Annotated in this window: 17 protein-coding genes; 10 read left to right on the top strand and 7 right to left on the bottom strand. The window is 63.2% G+C overall.

Going from position 1 to position 18,085, the window contains the following annotated elements; all coding sequences use genetic code 11:
- Nucleotides 1–87: 87 nt before the first annotated feature.
- The 6 genes from FGK64_RS09565 to FGK64_RS09540 all read right to left on the bottom strand — a co-directional run bounded on the left by FGK64_RS09565 (nt 88) and on the right by FGK64_RS09540 (nt 7,206).
- Nucleotides 88–498, bottom strand: a complete 411-nt coding sequence (locus tag FGK64_RS09565) for an acyl-CoA thioesterase (RefSeq protein WP_138863583.1) — start codon at nt 496–498, stop codon at nt 88–90.
- 11 nt (nt 499–509) lie between these two features.
- Entirely contained in the window at nt 510–932 is a 423-nt protein-coding gene (locus tag FGK64_RS09560; RefSeq protein ID WP_138863582.1) for a RidA family protein, read from the bottom strand.
- Between the two features lie 96 nt (nt 933–1,028).
- Nucleotides 1,029–2,597, bottom strand: a complete 1,569-nt coding sequence (locus FGK64_RS09555; protein ID WP_138863581.1) for an indolepyruvate oxidoreductase subunit beta family protein — start codon at nt 2,595–2,597, stop codon at nt 1,029–1,031.
- Complete coding sequence (locus FGK64_RS09550) at nt 2,594–4,762, bottom strand: thiamine pyrophosphate-dependent enzyme (protein ID WP_138863580.1); 2,169 nt, start codon at nt 4,760–4,762, stop codon at nt 2,594–2,596. Before FGK64_RS09550 ends, FGK64_RS09555 begins: the two co-directional genes overlap by 4 nt.
- Before the next feature lie 81 nt (nt 4,763–4,843).
- Nucleotides 4,844–6,412: a phytoene desaturase family protein gene (locus FGK64_RS09545; protein WP_138863579.1), complete on the bottom strand. Its 1,569-nt coding sequence runs from the start codon at nt 6,410–6,412 to the stop codon at nt 4,844–4,846.
- Between the two features lie 5 nt (nt 6,413–6,417).
- Complete coding sequence (locus FGK64_RS09540; protein ID WP_138863578.1) at nt 6,418–7,206, bottom strand: cyclase family protein; 789 nt, start codon at nt 7,204–7,206, stop codon at nt 6,418–6,420.
- Between the two features lie 99 nt (nt 7,207–7,305).
- On the opposite strand from FGK64_RS09540, the gene FGK64_RS09535 reads away from it, so the two are divergent.
- The 9 genes from FGK64_RS09535 (at nt 7,306) to FGK64_RS09495 (ending at nt 17,064) form a co-directional block, all read left to right on the top strand.
- Complete coding sequence (locus FGK64_RS09535) at nt 7,306–8,868, top strand: phytoene desaturase family protein (RefSeq protein WP_138863577.1); 1,563 nt, start codon at nt 7,306–7,308, stop codon at nt 8,866–8,868.
- A 153-nt stretch (nt 8,869–9,021) separates the two neighbouring features.
- Nucleotides 9,022–10,551: an ABC transporter substrate-binding protein gene (locus FGK64_RS09530; protein WP_138863576.1), complete on the top strand. Its 1,530-nt coding sequence runs from the start codon at nt 9,022–9,024 to the stop codon at nt 10,549–10,551.
- A gap of 55 nt (nt 10,552–10,606) precedes the next feature.
- Nucleotides 10,607–11,614 carry an ABC transporter permease gene (locus FGK64_RS09525; protein WP_138863575.1) on the top strand — a complete coding sequence of 336 codons (1,008 nt, stop codon included), beginning with the start codon at nt 10,607–10,609 and terminating at the stop codon, nt 11,612–11,614.
- Entirely contained in the window at nt 11,607–12,440 is an 834-nt protein-coding gene (locus FGK64_RS09520; protein ID WP_138863574.1) for an ABC transporter permease, read from the top strand. The genes FGK64_RS09525 and FGK64_RS09520 overlap by 8 nt, the downstream gene beginning before the upstream one ends.
- Entirely contained in the window at nt 12,437–13,321 is an 885-nt protein-coding gene (locus FGK64_RS09515; RefSeq protein ID WP_138863573.1) for an ABC transporter ATP-binding protein, read from the top strand. Before FGK64_RS09520 ends, FGK64_RS09515 begins: the two co-directional genes overlap by 4 nt.
- Complete coding sequence (locus FGK64_RS09510; RefSeq protein WP_138863572.1) at nt 13,314–14,126, top strand: ATP-binding cassette domain-containing protein; 813 nt, start codon at nt 13,314–13,316, stop codon at nt 14,124–14,126. The genes FGK64_RS09515 and FGK64_RS09510 overlap by 8 nt, the downstream gene beginning before the upstream one ends.
- Nucleotides 14,127–14,239: 113 nt before the next feature.
- Complete coding sequence (dctP, locus tag FGK64_RS09505; protein ID WP_138863571.1) at nt 14,240–15,196, top strand: TRAP transporter substrate-binding protein DctP; 957 nt, start codon at nt 14,240–14,242, stop codon at nt 15,194–15,196.
- Between the two features lie 55 nt (nt 15,197–15,251).
- Nucleotides 15,252–15,746: a TRAP transporter small permease gene (locus tag FGK64_RS09500; protein ID WP_138863570.1), complete on the top strand. Its 495-nt coding sequence runs from the start codon at nt 15,252–15,254 to the stop codon at nt 15,744–15,746.
- A 4-nt stretch (nt 15,747–15,750) separates the two neighbouring features.
- Nucleotides 15,751–17,064: a TRAP transporter large permease gene (locus tag FGK64_RS09495; RefSeq protein WP_138863569.1), complete on the top strand. Its 1,314-nt coding sequence runs from the start codon at nt 15,751–15,753 to the stop codon at nt 17,062–17,064.
- A 19-nt stretch (nt 17,065–17,083) separates the two neighbouring features.
- Here FGK64_RS09495 and FGK64_RS09490 read toward each other — a convergent pair whose 3' ends face one another.
- The gene (locus tag FGK64_RS09490; protein WP_138863568.1) at nt 17,084–17,323 is read right to left on the bottom strand and encodes an Lrp/AsnC ligand binding domain-containing protein; all 240 of its coding nucleotides are present in this window, start codon (nt 17,321–17,323) and stop codon (nt 17,084–17,086) included.
- Nucleotides 17,324–17,480: 157 nt separating this feature from the next.
- On the opposite strand from FGK64_RS09490, the gene hisB reads away from it, so the two are divergent.
- Nucleotides 17,481–18,068: an imidazoleglycerol-phosphate dehydratase HisB gene (hisB, locus tag FGK64_RS09485; RefSeq protein WP_138863567.1), complete on the top strand. Its 588-nt coding sequence runs from the start codon at nt 17,481–17,483 to the stop codon at nt 18,066–18,068.
- Nucleotides 18,069–18,085: the final 17 nt, after the last annotated feature.

Raw genomic sequence — 18,085 nt, 5'->3', positions numbered from 1 at the left:
ATCTGGCTGGCTACACGTTGTAGCCTTGAGCTATCTTAACCTGAGTGATATTGTCAACTATTGTCGCGCGGGAAAATCGACGGTACATCAAACGCCCGACAAAGCCGCCCGCAGCTCGGCCATATCGCCCGCGCGCAGCCGCCCGTCGCGTTCTACGAACATGCCGCGTACCTCGAAGCCTTCGACAACAGTGCGTCCGCTTACCTGCCCCTCGTAGGCCAGACGCAGCGTCTTGCTGCCCCATTCCGCGATGGTCATCGACAGTGTCATCAGATCGCCCTCGGACGCAGGGGCCGGGAACCGCGCGCCGCTGTCCATCAGCCCGATTCCCCGCGCGTCCAGCTTGGCGCACAGCGCCCGGTGGCCGCCGCCCCGTTCCTGCAGAAAGGTGTGAAAGCAGCGATCGAACCACCGGTAGTAGTTCGGGTAGAAGACGATGCCAGCGGGGTCGCAATGACCAAAGCTTATCGGGATATCGAGAAAGAAATCTACAGCCATGATCGCGCGCCTTATCGCCCCTTTTCCGGGTCGGTCAGCGGGGCCAGAACGGCAGTCGCCTCAATTTCAACCTTAGCCTCGTCCTCGACCAGCGCCGAGACGACAACCATTGTCATCGCCGGGAAATGATAGCCCATCACGTCGCGATAGGCCGCACCCACCTTGCCCTGATTGGCGACATATTCGGCCTTGTCGGTCACGTACCACGTCAGCCGAACGATATCGGCCACCGATCCGCCGGCGGCTTCCACCACGTCTCGAATGTTCTTCAGCGCCTGAACCATCTGGCCGATGAAATCCTGCGCCTCAAACACCTGATCGGCGGTCCAGCCGATCTGACCGCCCACGAACAGGACGCGGCCCTCGGCCACCATGCCGTTTGCATAGCCCTTGGCGGGCTTCCAGCCCTCGGGATGAACTGTGATCGTGGGCATGTTGGCTCCTCCTGAAACGATGGCCGGATTTCACCCGGCTCCGCAAAACATTTCAAGCTTAAAATTTCAAGGCCCAAAGAAAGACTGTCAAGTCTCTCAAGCGGTTCCCGCGGTTGTGAAGCTGCGGATCGTCTCCAACGCGCCATCCAGCGCCTTGCCCTCGGGATCGGCCAGCGCGGCGGCGATCAGCCGGGCGACCCAATCGGCGGCATCCTCGCGCCCTTCGACCAGCATCGACCCCGCGATCACCTTGTCGAATTTCGCCAGCCCACGCGCGTGAGTGTCGCTGTAGCCCTTGATCAGACGCCGGGTTTTCAGCGTCTCGGTGGCTAAGCGGTAATCGCCGCTTAGTCGGCCTAGCGCCAGATCAAGCCAGCTGTCGATGTGCGCCATCTCGTTGCGGTGCCTCAGCATCCCGCGACGCCAGCGCCGCGCGCCGCCCATCAGGTACAGCATCATGAACGACCACAGCCTGTCAGACCGCATCCGCCGCCCCCGGTTCACCACACGGTCGATGGCGCGCATCAACCCGGGGCGACGTTCCGTCCAAGCGCCCAAACCGGCAGGCATCAGGCTGACAAATTCGGCGGCGCCGGGATGGACGTATTCGGTGAGCTGCACCAGCGTGTCGGGATTGGCCCCCACCTCGGCGTCGACACGGTCAAAGCGGCCCGCGCGTGTTTTCAGGTCGGCCACGCGCAGAATGTCATCGTAGCACAGTGCATTGGCAAGGTATTTGGCTGCGGTCATCGTGAACTCATACCCGTGATCCGCGCCACCCGCCTGCGTGTCGGCCTGCGCAATGGCCCCCAGCCGGTCCAGATAGGCCGCGCCATAGGCCAGATCCTGATAATCCACCACCTTGCGCAGCCCGGCCTGCGCCATCTGCTGTGCAGGCTCCGGCAGCGCAGCAACGCGGTTGTGCAGGTTGTTCAATTCCTGCACCATGCGCGCGGGCCCATTCACGTGATCGGGCGCCGAAGCTCTGGGCGCAGGCGCCGCATCGGTTTCGCGCGCCTGAGCGGCAGTATAGGCCAGATCGAAGGCCGCCAGCGATTTCTCCACTCCACGGCCCGAGGCGCGGATGGTGTCGCGGTAGGTTTCCACCGGAAACGGCAGCGTGCCAGACCCTGCCAATGCGCCGAACAGGCTGGCCGAAATCACCGAACCGGCCTTCAGCGCCATTGCCTCCATATCAAAGGCGATGAACTCGCGCGCGGCGGCGGCGGCAGCCTTGCGGACCTGATTGCTGTCGGTGATCCCGCTGCCCGGCACCACCTTTTCGACCGTCGCAAGGTTGCGATGGGTCGAGCCGATCAGCGTCGTCTGGTCGGGCGTCACGAAACCGCGCATGATGGCGCGGCCCGCCTCCATCATCTCGGCCGCGATCAGGATGTCCACGTCGCCCTCGGCCGGGGCCAGCGCGAAGACGGGCGACTTTTCACCCTCTGGCATCATCTCGATGTAATAGATCGTGGCCCCGGTGCGCTGCGCCACCCCGGCGACCGAGGTCGATTGCGCGACATAGCCGTTGGCCTCGGCCACCGATACGATCCAGCCCGAGAGCACGCCGCCCCCCTGCCCGCCAACGGCCAGCACGGCAAGTTTGATGATCTGGTCCACCCGCGCATCGCGGGTGCCCTGTGGCAACACGGGCGCGTTCATTCCGCAGGCTTCATCGCGGGGGCCCAGGTCAGCCGCCGTTTCGCGCGCCTGTCCTGCAGCCAGCCAATCGCGCGCCGGTTCACGCCGGCCCACCAGCGTTCGAACACCGACGGATTGTGAACCAGATCAGCGCGGTAGAACGACGGGCACAACACGGCGGTATCCGCCACCTCGCCACAGTTGCCGCAGCCCACGCAGGACTGGTCGATATGGGCAATCGGGTCGTCGCGCAGCGGATCGTCAGGCATTTTCAGCGTCAGCGAGGGGCACCCCGACAGCCGCATACAGGCGTGATCGCCGGTGCAGATGTCGTCATCCACGCCGAACTTGGGCTTTTCCACCCGCCGCCCTTCCTTGATCGCCGCCGCCATCAGCGGGCGTTCGCGGCGCTGCTTGTTCAACATGCACTCCGAGGACGCAACGATGACCTTGGGGCCCTTGTGATCGGTGGTCAGCGCCTCTTTCAGCGTGTCGCGCACCTTTTTCACGTCATAGGTGCGGTCAATCTCACGCACCCACTCGACGCCGACGCCTTTGACCGCACCGGCGATCGAATTGTTGGTGGCCTTGGTGTCATTCGTTGCCCGGCTTGACAGGATATCCTGCCCCCCCGTGGCCGCGGAATAGTAGTTGTCGACCACGATGGTCACGCCGTCGGACTTGTTGAAGACCGCGTTGCCGATGGATGAACTCAGCCCGTTGTGCCAGAATCCGCCGTCGCCAATAATCGAGATCGGGCGCTTTTCACCGCCGCCGTCAAAGGCCGCGTTCGAGGCCGGGCCAAGGCCGAACCCCATTGTCGTGCCGCCGATATGGAAAGGCGGCATGATCGAGAACAGGTGGCAGCCGATGTCACAGGCGACCTGATGCTGGCCCAGTTCCTCCTCGACCAGCTTCATCGCGGCAAAGATCGGCCGTTCCGGGCACCCCGTGCAGAACCCCGGCGGGCGCATCGGCACCACCTTGGTCAGGTCGGGAATCTCGGCGGCCTCGTCCGGGCGGTTCGGGGCCCGCGTCTGGGGCGGCAGCAGGTCCGAGGCATGTTTGCGCAGGAACCCCTCGACCCCCTCCAACATGACGCGGCCGGTGTATTCGCCCGCCATGGGCAGCACGTCCTTGCCGGAAATCCTCACATCGCGGATGTCGGCCTTGTGCAGCACCGCGCGCAGCGCCTGTTCCAGGTAATCGGGCTGGCCCTCTTCCACGATCAGCACCGCATCCTTGCCTGTGCAAAACTCGATAAACTGATCTTCGACAATCGGATAGGCGACGTTCATGACGTAGATCGGCAGCTGGCTTTCGCCATGTACATCGGCCAGTCCCAGCCGTTGCAGCGCCCGGATCAGCCCATTGTACATGCCGCCCTGCACGGCGATGCCGACTTTCCCACCCTCAGGGCCGAAATGTTCGTTCAGTGCATGTTTCTTGATGTATTCTATCGCCTGCGGCAGGCGTTTGTTGATTTTTTCCTGTTCGTGAATATACGAAAACGGCGGCAAAACGATCCGGTCGGTATTACGGTTCGGATTGGCCAAGGCATCGCGCACCGTTAGTGGTGGCGCCATGTTATCCCCCGCATCAAACGCGCCATGAACGTGGCAGCTGCGGATCCGCATCAGCATCATCACCGGCGTGTTCGACGCCTCGGACAGTTCAAACCCATGCCGCACCGCTTGCGTCAGCGAGGGCAGATTGGGGCGCGGATCCAGCAGCCAGACCTGCGATTTCGTCGCAAAGGCGTGGCTGCGCTCCTGCATGATCGACGATCCTTCGCCGTAATCCTCGCCCACGATAATCAGCGCGCCGCCCGTCACCCCGCCCGAAGCCAGGTTGGCAAGCGCATCCGAAGCCACGTTCGCCCCGACTGGCCCTTTGAATGTGACGGCCCCGCGAATCGGGTAATGCACAGATGCCGCCAGCATCGCCGTTGCGGCCGCCTCCGAGGCGTTGGCCTCGAACCGCACGCCAAGCTCGCCCATCAGGTCTTCGGCATCGGCCAGAACGTCCATCAGATGGCTGATCGGCGCGCCTTGATAGCCGCCGACATAGCCGACACCGTTCTCAAGCAGTGCCTTCGTGATTGCCAGAATGCCTTCGCCGCGAAAGACCCGCCCGGCGCCGATACGCAGCTGTTCAACCTCTTTTTTGAACGATCTTTCAGCCATTGGCGCCCCTCAGGTTGCTCACAATTGTATTCATATGCATATATTCATCATTCCGGGGTGCCTTGGCAAGCCCTGTGGCCGCTAACGGATCGCCCCGGAAGCAAGAACGCCAGATCCCGCGCCCAAACCGGGGCCGGGATGCGTGGAAGCCCCTATATGCAGAAGGTTCTTGATCTCGGTCGCGTGGTTGCGAGACCCCTTGAACGGCCGCCAGGCAAAAAATTGATCCAGCCCGCAGTAACCGCCATAGGGGTCGCCGCCAACTAGGTTCATATTCATGAATTCAAGATCTGCGGGCGACAGGGCCCGCCGGGCGATAACCGTGTCGCGAAACCCGTCGATATGCTGCGCCAGCCGCTCTTCGATCCGGTTGGCATAGGCCTCGCGCAACTCGGTCGTCCACGTGCCATCGCCCACGGGGATTTTGCCCGCCGCATCGCCTTTGACGTGGCGCGGCGCTTCGGGCATCTGCAACCACAGGATGGCCTGCCCCTCTGGCGCGCGCGAAGGATCGAGCGCGGTGGGCTGGCCCACGCAAATCGTCGGTTCGGCGGGTAGCTGGCCCCGCTCAGCCTCGTTCGCGGCACGCGACACGCCATCCAATCCGGGTGTCAGATGCACCAGTGCCACGTTCTCCAGCCCTGGCGCATTCCACTTTGGTGGGGCATTCAGCGCGTAGTGCAGTTGGAAGTTGCCCTTGCCGTACTGATAGGTCCGAGTCGCCTCTTGCGCTGCCTCCGAAGGTTGCGCGACCAAACGCCCATAGAGCTGCGTCGGCGTGACCGACGCAACGACCTTACCGGCTTTGACGACTTCTCCATCCGACAGCCTGACGCCGGTTGCGGCCCCATTTGTCACCATGATTTCAGCGACATCTGCCCCGGTTCTCAGGTAGCCGCCGTTTTCTTCGATGATCGCGCGAAGCCCGTCGACCATCCGCGCAGCGCCGCCTTTGATGATAGGCGCACCAGCCACTTCCAGTGTAAAGGCAATCACCCGCGCCATCTGGGCTGAGTAGGCCGATTCCGGACCCAAACCGCAGTGCAGCACCCAAGGGGCGAACAAGGCGCGCGCCGTTTCAGATTGGAAATCGCTTTCCAGCCAGCCCCGGGCCGTGCCAAGCGCGCCGCCCATAAACGCCAGCAGGTTTCGTGGCCCGCGCCGCCAAGCCTCGCGCGCCAGCAACGTGGCCGTCTTGCGGGTCCACAGCCCCTGCCCCAGCAGCGCGAAAATCAGATCAGCATTGGCACCTATGTCATCGGCCGCATTGGCAAAACCAGCGCTGTCGCCCTGCGCCAACCCCTCGAACATGGCCATGTTCTTCGCGCGATCCATGTGCAGTATCGCGGCCGAGCCATCGGGGCGCAGAACCGCCGTTGGCGCGTCGGTGTCGCAGAATTCCACACCATGACGCGCCAGGTCTTCGCCCAGAGCGGCATTGGCGGGGCCGACGCGAAACAGCACAAAGGTGGTCGCCATCACGTCATGCAGGAAACCGGGCGCGGTCAGCGCCTCGGTCCGCAGGCACCCGCCCAACTGATCATTGCGTTCCAACACCAATACACGCTTGCCGCGCTTGCCTAGAAGCGCCGCGCAGACAAGCGCGTTGATCCCGCTGCCGATGATGGCAACGTCATAGCCGCCCGCCATGACGTTCAGCGCGCCACCAGCGCAAGCGCGCGGATCGGGCTGCCGGTGCCCTTCTGAATCTTCAGCGGCGCGCAGATCATGATCGCGCCTTTCGGCGGCAGCTTGTCGAGGTTAGCAAGCGAAGCGAGACCAAAACAATTGTTTAGGTGCAACAGGTTATGCGCGGGGAACGGCGGCTCCATCCCGCCAGCCTGACCGGCATCGGTGCCAATGCACTGGCTGCCCCAACCGACGATCTTCTTGTCCATCAGGTACTGGATGCAGTCGGGCGTGGGCCCGGGCGAATGCGGCCCGGTTTCGTCCGCATTCAGGAATGCGGCCTCGTCATCGGCGCGTTTGTCCCAGTCGCTGCGCATCACGACCCACTCGCCTGCGCCAATTTCGCCGTGCTCGGTCTCCCACGCCTTAACCCCTTCGGCTGTCAGTAGAAAATCAGGGTCCTCGGCCGATTGCGCGGAACAGTCGATCACGTTCACCGGCGCCACAACGCGCGACAAATCCAGCGTGTCGGTATAGCCGTCCTCGTAATCCTTGCCGGTGATCCAATGGTGCGGCGCATCGAAATGGGTTCCGGTGTGCTCGCCCAGAACCATCCAGTTCCACGCAAAGAACGGGCCGTCTTCGTCATATTCGCTGATCTTGTGAATCTCGACCTTGGGCGTGTTTTTCGCGAAATCCTCGGGCAATTGCAGAATGGGCGTGTTCGGCCCCAGTGTCCCTGTCAGATCGACCACTTCGATCTGTTTCGACAAAAGCTGCGTTCCCAGTTCCTTCAAAAGTTCGGCCGTCGCCATCACCATCTCCTGTTGTGTGCTTTTTTCAGGAGCGTAGACAAAAATATATGAACCTGCAAATATCTTGTGAACAACAAGACGACAAACAGGGATCAGGTTATGGTTGATGCGGTGGTGATCGGCGCCGGGCACAATGGGCTGGCGGCGGCCGCCCATCTGGCGATGAAGGGGTGGAGCGTTCAGGTCTTTGAACAATCCGACCAACCCGGCGGTGCCGTCAAAACGCGAGAGTTGACGCAACCCGGCTTTCGCCACGACATCGGCGCGATGAACCTTTCGCTGTTCGCCGGGTCCGGGTTCAATTCGCAGCACGGGGAGGAATTGGCGCGGCATGGGCTTGAGTTCGTGCCCGTAAAGCATTGTTTCGCATCTGCCTTCCCAGATGGCCGGTGGCTGGGTGTGTCGACCGATCTGGCGCTGACGTCGGCCAGGATTGCCGGGTTCTCACGCCGGGACGCCGAGACGTGGCAGGCGATGGTGGCCGGATTCGCACAAGACGCGCCTCACATCTTTTCCGTGCTTGGCACGCCAATGACACCCTGGCGCCTGGCGCGGACGGCTTATGGCATCTGGCGCGCGCGCGGCACTGAATTCCTGCGCGATACGGCCCATCTGATGACCAAATCGCCGCGCGCCTTTCTTGAAGAGAACTTTGAAAGCCCGCGCGTCAGGGCCATGCTGGCCGCCTGGGGGATGCATCTGGATTTCCCGCCAGATCAGGCGGGCGGCGCTTTGTTTCCCTATCTTGAAGGCATGGCGAACCAAAGCTTTGGAATGGTGATCGGGCGTGGCGGGGCCGACACGATGATCAATGCCCTGACCGGCACCATAGAAGCCTATCGCGGCAAGATTGAATGCAATCAGACAGTTACGCGAATCATTGAAACCAATGGGGTCGCCAGCGGGGTCGAGCTGGCCGACGGGCGCCGGATCGACGCCGCAAAGGCGGTGATCGCAAACACGGCTCCGGGTGCCATTCCGCGCCTGCTGGGCGGCAGCACGGGCAACGCCCGATATGATCGCGCCATGGGCAAATTTCGCCACGCACCGGGCACCTTCATGCTGCATCTTGCGCTGGATAGCCTGCCTGATTGGGCCGCCGGGGACGAGCTGAAGCGCTTTGCCTATGTGCATCTGGCGCCCGACATGCACACAATGACGACCGCCTACGCCGAGGCCACGGCGGGGCTGTTGCCGCGCCAGCCGGTGCTGGTGGTAGGCCAGCCCACGACAGTTGATTCCACCCGCGCCCCGAAAGGCAAACACACGCTTTGGGTGCAGGCCCGCATGGCGCCGGGCACGATCCTGGGCGATGCTGCCGGTCAGATCGACGCGCGCGACTGGGATGGCGCAAAGGCATCCTTTGCCAAGCGAATCCTCGACATCCTCGACAGCTATGCCCCTGGCATCCGCGGCAAAATCCTTGGCCAGGCCGTCATGTCCCCTGCCGATCTGGAACAGGACAACCCGAACCTTGTTGGAGGTGACCAGATATGCGGCAGCCACCACATTTCGCAGAATTTCCTTTTCCGACCGGCCCCTGGTCATGCAGACTGGTCTACGCCGATCAAGCGCTTGCACCTTGTGGGCGCGGGCACGTGGCCCGGAGCCGGAGTGGGCGCAGGATCGGGCACAATGCTGGCAAACCAGCTGGCAAAATAGGCCGCGCACGGCGCGGCAAATATATATGCATTGACAAGTTTCAGGCTTAAAGCAACTATCGAACCTACATACGAGACGGCGAAAAATCGCCGCGCATATTCCAACAGTCCGCCGCCCGCCATGGGCACCCACGGATAGACACAGGAGGTTTTCATGACACTCACCAGACGGGCCCTCATGGGCTATGGGATCGCCGGGCTTGGCTTTGGCGCGCTGGGTTTGCCGAACGGCGCGCGCGCGCAGTCGGGCGAACTGACCATCGCCTATAACGTCAACCTGCCGTCCTTCGACCCCACGGTCGGCCCTTCGGCGGTGAACCCGACGATTCAGGGCATCTATCAGTCGGTCTTTGATCAATACATCAATCAGGAACCCGACCTGAGCTTTACTGGCGGATTGATCACCGAATGGGGCTGGACCGATGACAACACCCGCATCCGCATGGTGGTGCGCGACGGGGTGAAATGGCACGACGGGTCGGATTTCACGGCCGAAGATGTCGTCTGGTCGCTGGAACGCGCAGGTGCTGCCGACACGGGCAACCCGATTCAGTTCGTCTGGTCCAAGATCGGCAACTTTGCCATCGACGGCAATGTCATCACCGCCGACGTGATCGAATTCGAACCCACCCTGTTCAAGTGGATGGGCTTCCTGACCGGCTATGTGCTGCCCAAGGCCTATTACGAAAAGGTCGGCGCCGAAGGGTTCGAGGCCGCGCCCATCGGGACCGGGCCCTATATGGTCGACAAGTTCGAGCGCAACGCCTACCTGCGGCTGAAAGCCAACCCCGACTATTGGGGCGGCGCCCCGGCGTTCGACACCGTGACGCTGAAGTTCGTCACCGACGCCTCGTCACGCGTGGCCGAGATTGAAAGCGGCGCGTCCGACATCACGCTGGAAATCCCCTATGAGGAATATGACCGCCTGACCGCCAAAGACGGGCTGGAGGGCGTGACCACCCCGGTCAGCGATATCGGCATGATTTTCCTGAACGATATCGAGGTGATGACCGACAAGAACGTGCGCCTTGCCGCCGCCCATGCCATCGACAAGTCGCTGATCGTCGACCGGCTGCTGTCGGGCTATGGCGTGCCGATCGACACGCTGCAAACGCCGGAATACGCGGCCTATGACGCCTCGATCAAGGTGCCCTATGACCCGGAAAAGGCTAAGGAGCTACTCGCGGCCTCGGGCTATGGACCTGATAACCCGGTGAAATTCACCATCCAGACGACGCGCGGCTTCAAGCCCAAGGATTACGAGATGATCCAGGCCATCGTCGGGCTGTGGCGCCGGGTCGGCATCGAGGCCGAGATCGAGGTTTACGAGATCGCCAAGCACTATGAACTGCGCGCGGCCGATCAACTGGCCCCGGCGGCCTTCTACAACTGGGGCAACTCGGTGGGCGATCCGGCCACCTCGACCGGCTTTGCCATGTTCGGCCCCTCGCCGCATTCGGTGTGGGACACGCCCGACCTGATCGAGAAGATCGCGCCGCTGTGGGGCGAGGCGAATGAAGAGGCACGCATCGCGGGCTGGAAAGAGGTCGACAAATACATCGCCGAGGAAGGCTATGTCATTCCGCTGATCCAGTATGTGCAGCCCATCGTGCATCGCACCGGGCTGAGCGTGACGCCCAATGTCAGCGGCGCGCTGCACCCCTATCAGGTGAAACCGGCCTGATCGGTCAGGGCCGGCCCCTGTTCGCAGGCGGCCGGCCCGGAAAGAATGCCCCAAGATGACTTTGCGTAGCCTGCTGGGCAGGCTTCTGAACATTCTCGTCACGCTGTTCGGCGTTGCCGTCGTGGTCTTCGTGGTCATCCGCGTTGCCCCCGGGAACCCGATCGCCATGATGCTGCCGCCTGGTGCGTCCGAGGCCGATATCGACCGTCTGCGCGCGCTCTACGGGCTCGACAAATCGCTGGTCGAGCAATTCGTGATCTGGCTGGGAGGTATCCTGCGTGGCGATTTCGGCACGTCGATCTCATTGCGGCAGGATGTTCTTGGCGTGGTGCTGGGCCGCCTGCCCGCCACGCTGGAGCTTGCCTTTGCCGCGCTGGTCATCGCCGTGGTGCTGGGATTCGCGCTCGCAATTCTTGGGACACGTCGCCGCCAGAGCGCGACGGAAGGGGCGATCGACCTGTGGAACGGCATCACCCTGTCGATCCCGGATTTCCTTTGGGGGCTGCTGTTCATCCTCGTTCTGGGCGTGGCGATCCCGCTGTTCCCGGTCTCGGGCCGCATCTCGCCCCGGATCGACATCGACTATGTGACAAACTTCTACCTGTTCGAATCCATCCTCCGCTTCGATGGCGCGGTGCTGCGCGACCTGCTGGCACATATGGCCTTGCCCGCGATTGCATTGGGTCTGCCGCTGTCGGCGGTGATCGCGCAGGTGCTGAAACAATCGCTGAAAGAGGTGATGGGGCTGGATTACGTGATGCTGGCCCGTGCCAATGGGTTCGGCGAATTCGCCGTGATCTGGCGCGAGGCAATGCGCAACGCAATGCTGCCCACGCTGACGCTGGTGGGGGTGCAGTTTACCTTTCTGATCGGCGGCACCGTCATCATCGAAAAGCTGTTTTCCTACGAAGGTTTGGGCAACCTCGCCATTGACGCGGTCATCAACCGCGACCTGCCATTGATCCAGGGCATTGTTCTGCTGTTCTCGGTCCTGTTCATCGCGATCAACATCGTCGTCGATCTGGCCTATGCCGCCCTGAACCCGAGGTTGCGTCATGGCTGAGCGCGGCATTCCCTTTCGCCTGTGGCTGGCCGGGGGCTGGCTGATGCTGCTGTGTGCCGCCGCGCTACTGGCGCCGCTGATCGCGCCGCATGACCCGCTGGCGCAGGACCTGTTCCTGGAACGGCTGCCGCCTGTCTGGCTGCCCGGTTCGGAACCCGGCTATTACCTTGGCACCGACAGCCTTGGCCGCGACGTTCTTAGCCGCCTGGTCTATGGCACGCAGATTGCGTTGGTGGTGGCGATTCTTGCCGGCGGGGCCGCCTGCCTGATCGGGTCGGCGCTTGGCCTGATCGCGGGGTATTTCGGCGGCTGGCCCGACCGGATCATTGGCCGCATCGTCGATATCTGGATGAGCTTTCCGCCCGTCCTGTTCGCCATCCTGCTGGTGGCGGTGCTGGGCACGGGGCTGCATTCCGTCATCATCGCCATCGCGGTGATCGACTGGACCCGCTTCTGCCGCGTGGTGCGGGCGGAAACCATGACACAGGCGCGCATGGACTACGTCGACAGCGCGCTGGTGATCGGGCGCAGCCGGGGCGGTATCCTGCTGAAAGAGGTGCTGCCGAACGTGCTGCCCACCATCGGCGTGCTGCTGAGCCTTGAAATGGGCATCGCCGTCATCGTCGAGGCGATCCTGAGCTTCGTGAACCTGTCGATTTCCTCGGACGACCCCACCTGGGGTGGCATGATCGCCGAAGGGCGCACCCAGATTCACTTTGCCTGGTGGGTACTGGTGTTCCCGATGATCGTCCTGTTCTTCACCGTCCTGTCGTTCTCGCAATTTGGCGAGGGGCTGAAGGACCGCTTTGACCCGGTGTTGAAATGAGCGCACTTCTGGACATCCAAGGGCTGAACATCCGGCTCGGGCGGCGCGGGCCACGTCTGCTGCGCGATGTCTCGCTGCGGGTTCAGCGGGGCGAGGTGCACGGGCTGGTGGGCGAAAGCGGCGCGGGCAAGTCGATGATCGGCAAGACGATTGCCGGGCTGCTGCCGCCCACGGTGCGGCAGGTGTCGGGCACAATCACGCTAGATGGTACCGATCTGAGCGCTTTAGGTAAACACAAGCGCCGCCGCATGATCGGCGCGCGCACCGCGATCATCCCGCAGGACCCTCTTAGCGCGCTGAACCCCTGCCGCCGGGTTGGCCCGCAGGTGACCGACCGGCTGGTGCATATCCTGGGCTGGGATCGGTCCCGCGCCGAGGCCCGCGCGCTGGAGTTGTTCAACGAGGTGTCGATCCGCGCGCCCGAACGCGTGCTGCGCGCCTATCCGCACGAACTCTCGGGCGGGATGCGCCAGCGCGTGCTGATCGCCGCCGCCTTTGCCGCCGAGCCCGAGTTGATCATCGCCGACGAACCCACCACCGCGCTGGATGTGACCGTACAGCGGCAAATCCTGCGGCTGATCGCCGACATGCAGGCGCGCCACGGCACGGCGCTGTTGTTCGTGACGCACGACATGGGGGTGGTTGCCAAGATTTGCCAGTCCGTGTCGGTGCTGTTTGCCGGCACCGTGGTCAGCCAGACACCGGTCGAGGCGCTGTTTGCCGGTGACGGAGGCCACCCCTACGCCCGCGCGCTGATACAGGCGACACCGCGCTATGACGCGCCGGACGATTCGCTGTTGCCGGTGCCGCCCTCCATCATCGAAGGGTTGCGCCATGATATTGCAGCGGCCGACGCCGCATGGGGGAACGGGCATGGCTGATCTGTTCACGGTGCGCGATCTGCACCTGTCCCTGCCCGACCTTAACGCGCGGCCCCTGTTCGGCGCGGCGCCCCGGATCGACATCCTCAAAGGGTTGAACCTGACCATACCCGCCGGGCAAGTCACCGGAATCGTTGGCGAAAGCGGGTCGGGTAAATCGACGCTGGGGCGCTGCCTGATCCGTCTTCTGGAACCGACAGGCGGTCAGATCGACTTTGACGGAACCGACATCACGCACCTTGGGCCAGCGAGGCTGGCACCGATGCGCCGCGATCTTCAGATGATCTTTCAGGATCCGATGTCATCACTCAACCCGCGCCACACCGTGGGCCGCATCGTGGCCGACCCGCTGCGCGTGAACGGCATCGACAGTGCCGAGGCGCGCGCGCTTGAGGCGTTGGACCGGGTGCAGCTGGGCCGCGATTTTGCCGGGCGCTATCCGCATCAGCTGTCGGGCGGGCAACGCCAGCGCGTGGGCATCGCCCGCGCCATCGCGCTGAACCCGCGCTTTATCCTATGTGATGAAATCGTCTCGGGGCTGGACGTGTCGACACAGGCGCAGATCATGGTGCTGCTGGAAAACCTCGTGGCCGAAATGAAGCTGACGATGGCCTTCATCAGCCATGATCTGTCGGTGATCCGGCGGCTGTGCGATACGGTCGTGGTGTTGCGCGCCGGTGAAATCGTGGAACAGGGACCGACGCCACAGGTGTTCGACACCCCCGCACACCCCTATACGGCCGAGCTGCGCGCCGCGATCCCGCTGCCCGAAATCGATGCGGGATGGCTGCACAATCCTGCATGAAACAATATGCGTATGCATTTTATTGCATGAAAGCACCGCGCGTGCTTATGATGAACCAAAGGGCGGGCCCGGCGATTCCGGAACCCGCCCGATCAAAGGGGGAGGAGACCCAGATGAAACAGTTTGCCATGGCCGCGAGCCTGATCGCATTGGCCGCAACCGGCGCCACCGCAGAAGAGGTCACGCTGAAAGGCGTTACCGCCTTTGCCGGGGGCACCACCTTTTCGCGGCCTTTCGAGGCCTTCGTCGAGCGGGTGAACGAAACCGGCAAGGGCGTCGTGCAGATCAACTATGTCGGCGGGCCCGAGGCGGTTCCGACGTTCGAGTTGGGCAATGCAGTGTCGAACGGCATCGTCGATATCGCCAACAACACCACGGCGTTCTATACCAACCTGCTACCCACGGGCGACGCGCTGCATCTGGCGACGAACACCATTCAGGACCAGCGCGCAAACGGTTGCTACGACAAGATCGACGCGCTGCACCAAGAACAGATGAATGTGAAATACCTCGCCCGCACCGGCGATCACATCCAGTTTCACCTGTACCTGACCAAGCCAATCGACACGACCGACCTGTCGGGCCTGACGATCCGGGTGACCCCGGTGTACCGCGCGATGTTCGAAAAGCTGGGCGCCACGCTGGTGCGCACCGCCCCGGGCGAGGTCTATACCGCGCTGGAACGCGGCGCCATCGACGGCTACGGCTGGCCGGTGCAGGGCGTGATGGACCTTGGCTGGGACGAGCAGACCAAATACCGCGTCGATCCCGGGTTTTATCAGGTCGATGTGAACTTCCTCGTCAACCTCGACAAATGGAACGAGCTGTCGGACGAGGCCAAGAAAGTCCTCGAAGACGCCGCCGAGTGGACCGAGGCCCGCAGCGCCGAGAATCTGTCGATCAACGAGGCAGAGGCCGCCAAGCAGGCCGAAGCCGGGATCGAGGTGATCGCATTCGATGCAGATACATCGAAGTCCTGGCTCGACACGGCGCAGACCGCCGGGTGGGAAGCGGTTGCCGCGATCGATGAAAAGATCGCCGCCGATCTCAAGCCCTGCCTGACCGAATAATTGGCTCGCGGCGCGCCCGCGGGTGCGCCGCCCCCCTCCCGATCAAGCGAACAAGATGCCAGACCGGATTTTCGATACCGTCCTGCTTGCCTGCGCGTGGCTGTCGGGCCTGATCTTCGGCGCCTCTGCACTGGCGATTTCGGCCAATGTGGTGCTGCGCAACGCCTTTGGCACGCCGATCTACGGCCTGCTGGATGCAGTGCAATATGGGCTTTTGGTTGCCACATTCCTCGGCGCGCCCTGGGTGCTGTCGATTGCCTCGCACGTGTCGGTCGATTTGCTGACCAGCCACCTGCCCCCGCGCATGGCCGGGCCTTTGGCGCGCGCCATTGCGCTGTTCGGCGCCGTTGTCAGCGGCGCGGTCTGCTGGTTCTCGCTTCAGGCGACGCTGGCCTCTTACGCCAAGGGGTCGATGATCCGCACGGCCTTTACCATCCCCGAATGGCTGACGCTGGTGCTGATGCCCGTGGCCTTTGCCCTGCTGACGCTTGAGTTCCTGCGCCAGACCGCCCGCCCGCCCCGCCGCACACAAGCCGCAACAGGACTTTGACACGATGGAATGGCCGCTTCTTCTGGCGCTGATGCTTGGCGGGCTGGGCGCATTGCTCCTGCTTGGCCTGCCGGTCGCCTTTTCCTTCCTAACCGTCACCATCTTCGGCGCCTACGAGGTGCTGGGCGGTGACCGGGGATTGGTGCAACTGACCCGCAACGCCGCGCAATCGGTAGCGAATTTCCAACTTGCGCCCATTCCGCTGTTCATCCTGATGGGGGAAATCCTGTTTCAGACCGGCGTGGCCCATCGCGCCATCGACGCGGTCGACCGGGTGGTGACGCGCATCCCCGGGCGGCTCTCGGTCGTCACCGTGTTCGGCGGCACGATCTTTGCCGCGCTCTCGGGCTCGACCATTGCCAATACCGCCATGCTCGGCAGCACGCTGTTGCCGGGGATGCTGAAGAAAGGCTATGCACCCACGCTGGCAATGGGGCCGATCATGGCTTCGGGCGCCATCGCCATGCTGATCCCGCCCTCGGCGCTGGCGGTACTGGTGGGCAGCCTTGCGGGCATTTCCATCGCCGGGTTGCTGCTCGCGGGCGTGCTGCCCGCGCTGATCCTGTCGGTCGGGTTCGTGGTCTACATCGTGGTGCGCGTGCTGATGAATCCCACCCTCGCCCCGCCCGATCCGGCCCCCGACCTGACGCTGGCCGAACGCTGGCGGCCTTTCGTGGTCTATGTGCTGCCGCTTTCGGCGATCTTTGCCGTGGTGATCGGATCATTGCTGCTGGGCCTTGCCACGCCCACCGAAAGCGCGGCGCTTGGATCAGTCGCCGCGCTGGCCGTAGGCGCGGCCTATCGCGCGCTCAGCTGGGTCAAGATGCGCAATGCGCTGCTGGAAACGGTGAAACTTTCGGTGATGATCCTGTTCATCATCATGACCTCGCAGACCTTTGCGCAGGTACTGTCGTTCTCGGGGGCGACCTCGGGCGTGATCCGCGTGATCGAGGGCTACAACCTTGGCCCCACCGGCATCCTGCTGGGCATGATCGCGCTGCTGCTGCTGCTGGGGTGTTTCGTCGACCAGGTCAGCATGTTGATGGTGACGGTGCCGATCTTCGTGCCGCTGGCCAAGGCGGCCGGCATCGACCCGCTGATCCTTGGCGTCGTCTACCTGCTGACGATGGAGATCGGGCTGCTCACGCCGCCCTTCGGCCTGCTGCTCTTCGTGATGCGCGGCGTCGCCCCACCCGAGATCCGCATGTCGACGATCTATGCCGCCGTCATGCCCTTCATCACGATGAAGCTGCTCGTGCTGGGCGCAATCCTGCTGCTGCCGGGGCTCGCGACATGGCTGCCTGCGCTGTTGCGTTAGGCTTCAAAACACCTTGCCGCTAGAAAACCTTGAACGTCATCGTGGTCAGCGACCTCTCGATTCCTTCGATGTCCAGAAGCTGGTCGTTGATGTACTTGCCCACATCGGCGTCCGAAGGGATGTACAGCTTCATCAGCAGGTCGAAATCGCCCGAGGTGGAATAAAGCTCGGAATGGATTTCCCGCAGCGCGATGTTCTCGGCCACCTTGTAGGTGGTGCCGGGCTTGCAGCGGATCTGGATGAAGACACAGGTGCTCATGGAATGTTCCGTTCTGATTTCCGGGCCAAGCTGACACGCCGCCCCGCCACGCGCAATCCCCGGCAGAGCTGCCACAGCTGTCGCCCTAGCGCCCCCGCCCTATTGGAAAGCGGCCAGCCCGGCCATATAAGGCGGCGACCATCAAGGGATCAGACACATGCGCCTGGGCGACATCACCCGCAAGACCGCCGAAACCGAGATCACCGTCCAGATCAATCTGGACGGCACCGGAACCTATGACAATCAGACCGGCATCGGGTTCTTCGATCACATGCTTGACCAGCTGGCGCGCCACGCCTTGATCGACATGACGGTGCGCGCCAAGGGCGATCTGCATATCGACGATCACCACACCGTCGAAGACACCGGGATCGCGATTGGTCAGGCGCTGAGCCAGGCGCTTGGCGACAAACGCGGCATCCGGCGATACGGCGAATGCCGCCTGCCGATGGACGACGCACAGGTCGCCTGCGCGCTTGATCTGTCGGGGCGGCCGTTCCTTGTCTGGAACATTGACCTGCCGACCCAGAAGATCGGCACATTTGATACAGAACTCGTGCGCGAATTCTTCCAGGCGCTCTCGACCCACGGCGGCATCACTCTGCACCTCGACCTGCTGCACGGGTTCAACAGCCACCACATCGCCGAGGCCACGTTCAAGGCCACCGCCCGCGCGCTGCGCGCCGCCGTCGCACAGGACCCGCGCGCGGCACAGGCCGTGCCATCGACCAAGGGATCGCTTTAGGCCAGCCGGGCTTTTTG

It is taken from the genome of Arenibacterium halophilum (assembly GCF_005938225.1).
In the GTDB taxonomy this organism is placed as follows: domain Bacteria; phylum Pseudomonadota; class Alphaproteobacteria; order Rhodobacterales; family Rhodobacteraceae; genus Arenibacterium; species Arenibacterium halophilum.
This window is presented reverse-complemented; position numbering and strand designations above follow the sequence as displayed.

Excerpts from the sequence above, each read along its gene's own strand:
- FGK64_RS09565 (WP_138863583.1), bottom strand. The coding sequence starts at position 498 with ATGGCTGTAGATTTCTTTCTCGATATCCCGATAAGCTTTGGTCATTGC.
- FGK64_RS09560 (WP_138863582.1), bottom strand. The coding sequence starts at position 932 with ATGCCCACGATCACAGTTCATCCCGAGGGCTGGAAGCCCGCCAAGGGC.
- FGK64_RS09555 (WP_138863581.1), bottom strand. The coding sequence starts at position 2,597 with ATGAACGCGCCCGTGTTGCCACAGGGCACCCGCGATGCGCGGGTGGAC.
- FGK64_RS09550 (WP_138863580.1), bottom strand. The coding sequence starts at position 4,762 with ATGGCTGAAAGATCGTTCAAAAAAGAGGTTGAACAGCTGCGTATCGGC.
- FGK64_RS09545 (WP_138863579.1), bottom strand. The coding sequence starts at position 6,412 with ATGGCGGGCGGCTATGACGTTGCCATCATCGGCAGCGGGATCAACGCG.
- FGK64_RS09540 (WP_138863578.1), bottom strand. The coding sequence starts at position 7,206 with ATGGCGACGGCCGAACTTTTGAAGGAACTGGGAACGCAGCTTTTGTCG.
- FGK64_RS09535 (WP_138863577.1), top strand. The coding sequence starts at position 7,306 with ATGGTTGATGCGGTGGTGATCGGCGCCGGGCACAATGGGCTGGCGGCG.
- FGK64_RS09530 (WP_138863576.1), top strand. The coding sequence starts at position 9,022 with ATGACACTCACCAGACGGGCCCTCATGGGCTATGGGATCGCCGGGCTT.
- FGK64_RS09525 (WP_138863575.1), top strand. The coding sequence starts at position 10,607 with ATGACTTTGCGTAGCCTGCTGGGCAGGCTTCTGAACATTCTCGTCACG.
- FGK64_RS09520 (WP_138863574.1), top strand. The coding sequence starts at position 11,607 with ATGGCTGAGCGCGGCATTCCCTTTCGCCTGTGGCTGGCCGGGGGCTGG.
- FGK64_RS09515 (WP_138863573.1), top strand. The coding sequence starts at position 12,437 with ATGAGCGCACTTCTGGACATCCAAGGGCTGAACATCCGGCTCGGGCGG.
- FGK64_RS09510 (WP_138863572.1), top strand. The coding sequence starts at position 13,314 with ATGGCTGATCTGTTCACGGTGCGCGATCTGCACCTGTCCCTGCCCGAC.
- dctP (WP_138863571.1), top strand. The coding sequence starts at position 14,240 with ATGAAACAGTTTGCCATGGCCGCGAGCCTGATCGCATTGGCCGCAACC.
- FGK64_RS09500 (WP_138863570.1), top strand. The coding sequence starts at position 15,252 with ATGCCAGACCGGATTTTCGATACCGTCCTGCTTGCCTGCGCGTGGCTG.
- FGK64_RS09495 (WP_138863569.1), top strand. The coding sequence starts at position 15,751 with ATGGAATGGCCGCTTCTTCTGGCGCTGATGCTTGGCGGGCTGGGCGCA.
- FGK64_RS09490 (WP_138863568.1), bottom strand. The coding sequence starts at position 17,323 with ATGAGCACCTGTGTCTTCATCCAGATCCGCTGCAAGCCCGGCACCACC.
- hisB (WP_138863567.1), top strand. The coding sequence starts at position 17,481 with ATGCGCCTGGGCGACATCACCCGCAAGACCGCCGAAACCGAGATCACC.